The following is a 6,204-nucleotide window of genomic DNA, read 5'->3' as shown; positions in this document are numbered from 1 at the left end:
GCAGTAAAAGAGGTGGATTACCTATCGCTATAACTAGTACGGCGTCCCCCAGACCGTAGGCCCCGGAGAGAGCATCAAATACCTAGCCAACGAAAAGGCCAGCGACCCCAAGGTGGTGGGCATCATCTCCAACGGCTATCCCCACCGCAGCCTGGGAGAGCTTGGTCTGGAGAACAAATATCAGGCGTTCTACGCCACCAAAATGGCGCTCTGGTGCTACCTGATCCCCAGCTGGGACATTTCCAACCTGAAGGTGGCCCCCGGCCTGAGCGGCGATGAACTGGACATTGGCAACCGTATCCTGGCCGCCGCCAAGGACATCTACAAGCGCGGCACCACCTACAACTATATGCTCACTCCCCGGATGACCGTCACGGCAGACAAGTCCACGGCCTACCCCGTGACCATCGGCGGCCAGGCATACTTGCAGCAGGTGTTCACCATCTGGAGCGAGACTTGGGTGTATGACTACGATGTGTCTGTGGCCTTCTCCGACCCGGACAGTGTGCCGGAGGGCACGAAGATCGTGGACGCCAACAACAAGGAGATCACCGCCGTCACCACAAAGTACACCTCAGACGGCTATGCCGGGACGTTCAAGGTCCTCTATCCCGCAGGCAGCGTGGAGGGCCAGTCCGGCAATGTCCAGTTCTCCCTCTCCGCCCCGGTGGCCCAGTATGCCGCTATGTACGCCGTGTGCCAGGAAAAGGACCAATACGGCGATTTACAGAATTACATCTGTGACTTGGACAACAAGGTACAGCTGGATGTGGCCGCCGTCAGCAGCTATGCAGACAGTGGGGAACCTGATCCTGACGAGACGGCCCTGAAGATCGTGAAGCTGGAGGAAGGGACCGAGATCCCCCTGGAAGGGGCCGTGTTCTCTGTCTATGACCCGGAGGGAAAGAAAGTCGGTTCCTTCTCCACCGGCCCGGACGGGACCGTGACCATCCCCCTGACCCTGGAGGGCCACTATACCATAACCGAGGAGATCCCGCCCCGGTATCACCTGCTGCCGGAGGAGACCACCCAGCACGCCGATGTGGAGTATAACAAGACCGCCACCCTGACCTTCTGGAACGCCCCCTACGGCTCCCTGCGGGTGGAGAAGCGGAGCGACACCGGCGACGCCCTCTCCGGCGTCACCATCCAGATCAAGCACATCGAGACTGGCGAGACCCGCACCGGCCAGACCCGCAATGGCGTCATCGTCTTTGACGAGCTGGCCCCCGGCGGCTGGGAGGTCCGGGAGCTGGCGGGCATTGACGGCTGGGTGGCGGATACGGACACGGTGCAGACCGTAGCAGTCGTGACTGGGCAGGAATCCACCGCCACCATCATCAACAAGGAACTACCCGGCCTGCGAATCACCAAGTATGAGCGTGGGACCATGACCCTTATGCCCAATGTGTCCTTTGAGATCTTCCGGGACGCGGAAAGTTTGGGTATCTTCACCACGGATGAGTTCGGCCAGATTTTGCTTACCAACTGTGAGCCAGGCACCTACCGGGCCGAGGAACGGGACACTGGCGGGGACGGCCATGTGCTGGATACCACGCCCCAGGAGGTGGAGTTAAAAGCTGGGGACGGCATCAAGGAGCTGGTTTTCTTCAATGACCGCCTGCCCGGCATCCATCTCATCAAGGTGGACAGCGCCGACCTGTCCCAGCCCATCGCCAACGCCCGCTTCCGAATTGAGGCGGTGGATGGTTCCTGGGGACCGGAGGAGTACACCACCTCGGAGGACGGGACCATCGACCTCTCCAAACTCCCCGTGGGCGCTTATGTCGTAACCGAACTGGAGTGTCCGGGATATGTGATTGACGAAGCACAGCGCATCATACATCTGGATGGGAATGAAACGGCCCAATTCGTATTTACCAATTCCAAGCTGCCTTCCCTCCATCTCACCAAGATCAGTGCGGATGGGTCTCCGCTGGCTGGGGTGACCTACAGCCTGACCCGCATTGAGGACGGCAGCCGCTATATGGATCAGACCACATCTTCTACGGGGACCATCGTTTGGGACGGCTTACAGCCTGGGGTCTATTCCCTGCGGGAAACAGATACGTTGTCCGACCACATCCTGGACCCCAAGGAATACCATGTGGAACTGTTTCCCGGCAAAGACGGCACCATCGTGCTGGAAAACGATAAGCGACCCAATCTGACCATCTGGAAACGGGACGCAGATAGTGGCGCGCCCATTGAGGGGACGGTATTCCTGGTGAAAGGTGCGGACGGGCATTCTGTGGCCGAAGTGACCACCGGGCCGGACGGCTCCGCCACGGTTCCCAACCTCCTGCCCGCGGTGTATGAGGTATCCGAAAAATCGGTGCCGTCTCCCTATCTGCTGGATGCGGAGCCCCAGCTCATGACCCTCTATCCCAACCGGGACCGGGATGTGTATTTTGAAAACCACAAGGCCCCGTCCATCGAAATCATCAAGGAAAATTCCATTACCCATGAGCCGCTGGCCAACGTGCGCTTCCAGGTGTGGTATGCCAGCAACGATACGGAGACCGGCGAATACAACGACCTGGGCATCTTCACGACGGACGAGAACGGCCGCATCGAACTGACCGGCCCGGCCAACGGCCTGCGGGACGGCTGGTTCCGGGTAAAGGAGCTGGAGCCGCCCGCCGGATTCTCCATCAAGGACAGCGACACCCAGGAGGCGTTCGTCCCTGCGGGAAAGGGGCACACCTTCCGCTTTGAGAACACCCCGCTGTCCGCCTTGGTGGTCTACAAGCGGGACAGTGTGACCGGCGATGCGATTCCCGGCTGCCTGTTCCAACTGCGTTATCTGGGCGGCGAGACCAGCGGCTCCGGCGGCACGGTCATTGGGACCTATCAGACTTCCCAGAACGGTTCCTTCACGGTCACTGGGCTGAAAGTCGGCTACTACATCTGTGAGGAGCTGGAGAGCGACAGCGGCCATGTCATCGACAGTGCCCCCCAGTCCTTCTATATCTCCGGCAAGGACCAGGACATTGTGACCCTCTATTTCTCCAACGCTCCCAAGGGGGCCGTTCTGGTCAAGAAGGTATCGGCGGCAGACAACTCCCCGCTCTCCGATGTGGAGTTCTTGGTGACAAAATCGGACGGCTCCGTAGTAGGCGACGCCAACGGCAAATTTGTGACGGATTCCACTGGGACCTTCCTAGTGGAAGGGGTGGAGCCTGGGACCACGCTGGTCATCAAGGAGATCCGCGCTAAGGACGGCTATCTGCTGGACGATACACCTCAGACTGTTCAGGTCAAGGAGGGCCAGACCGTCACCGTGGAGTTCCGCAACCAGCCTATGGGAAATCTCATCATCCACAAGCTGTCCAGTAAGGACAAGACCCCGCTGGAGGGGGTGCAGTTCAAGATCACCTATGCGGACGGCTCCTACCTCCCAGACGAAGGCGGAAAGCTGTCCTCCAACGGCCTGTACTGGACCAATGCGGAGGGTCAGATCATCCTCTCCGGCATCACCGGCACAGTGGTCGTGACCGAAGTGGAGAGCATCCCCGGATATACTATCGACCCGGACACACAGAGTCAGACCGTGGTAGTTGACCCGGATGATACGCAGGAACTCTATTTTTACAATGCGCCGGTGGGCGGCGTGGAACTCACCAAGGTCAACGAGGCGGACAAAACAGAGCGCATCCCCAATACCACCTTCGAGATTCGTCGGGTATCGGATGATGTCTTGGTGGACACCGTGACCACCGGGAAGGACGGCAGGGCGTACCTGTCCCTGGAGAGCGGCGACTACTATGCCGTGGAGACCGAGGCTGCGGATGGATTCAAGCTGGACGATACGCCCATCTATTTTACCGTCAAGGATGGAGAGACCACCCGCAAGACCGTGACCAACAAGGCGTTCTCCGGCATCCACATCCATAAGGTGGACCCGGATGGCCGCGGAATCCCCGGTGTGACCTTCCTGCTCTATGACAGCGGCAAAAACCCCATCGGCCAGTACACCAGCGACAACAGAGGATATGTCTACATCGACGACCTCACAGAGAGCGGCCGCTACTACCTGCGAGAACTGGAGAACGAGGGGTATGTGCCGGACACAGAGCTGAAAACAGTCTACGTCAAGAGCGGCAGGACCACCGAGATCACCTGGGAGAACATCCCCATCACGGGACAGATCCAGATCATCAAGAAATCCGCCGACTACAACCCGACCAACGGTTTGCCCGCAGGCACGCTCCTGGAGGGGGCCGTGTTCGAGATTTATGACAAGGCCGGAAATGTAGTGGACACCATTCGGAGCGACAGCCGGGGCCGTGCGGTTTCCAAACAGCTTCCCTTGTCCCGCTACACTATCCGGGAGGTCAAGGCCCCAGACCACTACGGCGTCAATGAGACGGAACTCACCGCCTACCTGGAGCATGAGGGGCAGATCGTCCGCTTCGAGGTGACGAACAAGAGCCTGACCACCGGCGTGGCCATCTCTAAGGCAGGTCCCAAGGAGGTGGTGAGCGGCCAGCCGGTCCGCTACACCTTCTCCGGCATTGCCAATACCTCCAATGTCCGGCTGGACAGTTTCTATTGGAGGGACACCCTGCCCGCCGCCGTGACGCTGGACCACATTATCACCGGAAGCTACAACTCCCCCGGTGTGTATAAGGTCGTCTACAAGGTGAACAACACCGGCAGCTACCGCACACTGGCGGATAACCTGAGCACCAGCCAGACCTACACCCTGGCCGCATCCCCCGCGGCCCTGGGCCTTGCCGCCAATGAGCGTGTGACCGAGATCATGTTCGTGTTTGGGCAGGTGCCGGCTGGTTTCGCCCAGGTGGAGGCCCCGGTCCTCTATTGTACCGCAGTCAATGGCCTGGCCGCAGGCAGTTCCTTTGTCAATGTGGCCGACGTGGGCGGCGTCTATAACGGCCAGTGGGTACAGGCCGTGACCCGCTGGGTAACCACGGTCTATGGCAAGCCCACCCCGCTCCCCCGCACTGGCTATTGATCCACACTTTGGGCGTCCATTCTTCGGGATGGACGCCCTTCCCTTATACCTTAAAATATAACATCTTATAGTAAAAAGTAAAGGAGAACTGAACTATGCTGAAGATCACTGCAATCGGTAACCTGACCAACGACGTGGAACTGAAGGTAAACGAGACCACCGGAAAGCCCTACGCCATCCTGCGTATCGCCTCGGACCGCCGCTACCGGGACCGGGACGGCAACCGGCTCACCGACTTTATCTCCATCAAGGTACGCGGCCCTCTGGCGGAGCGCTGTGCGGAGTTCGCCTGGAAGGGCTGCAAGCTGGCCGCGGTAGGCGACTTTGAGACTATCTGCTTCGCGGATGACCCCGACCGCCAGCCCGGCTTCCTGATCAAAGCCACCGAGGTGGAATTTCTCTCCCCCAGACGGGTGGAGGAGGCCGCCATGGCCGCCGAGGAGCCGGACAGCGCTGACGCCGCCTAATGAAGAACACAGGCATCGTGTACCACAGCACGGAGCGCACGCCCACCGTGCTGGCGGAGCTGGCCGGACTGCTCCCCCCTCTGAGCGGGGAGCAGCTGGCCGCCCTGGAGGCGGACCTGCTGCAGAATGGTTGCTACTCGCCGGTCATCGTCAATGAGGAGCTGGTCATTGTGGATGGGCATAACCGCCAGAGCCTGTGTGAGAAACACGGCATCCCCTACAACATGGCGGTGTTCGCCTTTGACGATCTGCTGGAGGCCAAGCAGTGGGCGCTGGATACCCAGAAGGGCCGCCGCAACCTGGACAAGTGGGAGTTGGGCAAGATCGCTCTGAAGCTGAAGCCGGACATTGAGGCCAGGGCAAAGGCCAATATGTCTGCTGGCGGTGGCGACCAGAAAAGTGAACACGCAAGATCGGGTTCGGCAACATTGCCGAACCCGATCTCCACAGTGGACACCCGCAAGGAGCTGGCTGACACGGTGGGGCTTGGGGAGCGCACCATGGGCAAGGTGATGCAGATCGACGAGCACGCCCCCGCAGCGGTCAAAGAGGCGCTGGACAAGAAGGAGCTGTCCATCCACCAGGGCTACCAGATCACCAAGCAGGTGGAGAACCTGCCGGAGGAGCAGCGGGAGCAGGCGGCCCTGGAGGCGGTGGAGCTGGCCAAGGCGAAAAAGGAGATCCAGGAAAAGGACGCGGAGATTGACCGCGAGGGGAAGATCGCCGGAGTCTTCTGCAAGGCGTATGAAAAGGCGGTCC

General features: G+C 60.0%; 3 protein-coding genes. All 3 read left to right on the top strand.

Annotated elements, in window-relative coordinates; translation table 11 throughout:
- Positions 1-112: 112 nt before the first annotated feature.
- Complete coding sequence (locus HMPREF0372_RS18225; RefSeq protein WP_007495798.1) at positions 113-4,978, top strand: SpaA isopeptide-forming pilin-related protein; 4,866 nt, start codon at positions 113-115, stop codon at positions 4,976-4,978.
- Positions 4,979-5,073: 95 nt separating this feature from the next.
- The gene (locus HMPREF0372_RS18220; protein WP_007495797.1) at positions 5,074-5,445 is read left to right on the top strand and encodes a single-stranded DNA-binding protein; all 372 of its coding nucleotides are present in this window, start codon (positions 5,074-5,076) and stop codon (positions 5,443-5,445) included.
- Positions 5,445-6,204, top strand: a 760-nt coding sequence (locus HMPREF0372_RS18215; RefSeq protein WP_007495796.1) for a ParB N-terminal domain-containing protein, incomplete at its 3' end; no start/stop codon positions are given. The genes HMPREF0372_RS18220 and HMPREF0372_RS18215, both read left to right, overlap by 1 nt.

The sequence above is a fragment of the Flavonifractor plautii ATCC 29863 genome (genome assembly GCF_000239295.1).
GTDB classification, from domain to species: Bacteria; Bacillota; Clostridia; order Oscillospirales; family Oscillospiraceae; genus Flavonifractor; species Flavonifractor plautii.
Note: the sequence above shows the minus strand (reverse complement) of the source record. Positions and strands in the feature narration are given on the sequence as shown.

What these genes read in the sequence shown, in the direction of transcription:
- HMPREF0372_RS18220 (WP_007495797.1), top strand. Translation starts at nt 5,074, where the DNA reads ATGCTGAAGATCACTGCAATCGGTAACCTGACCAACGACGTGGAACTG.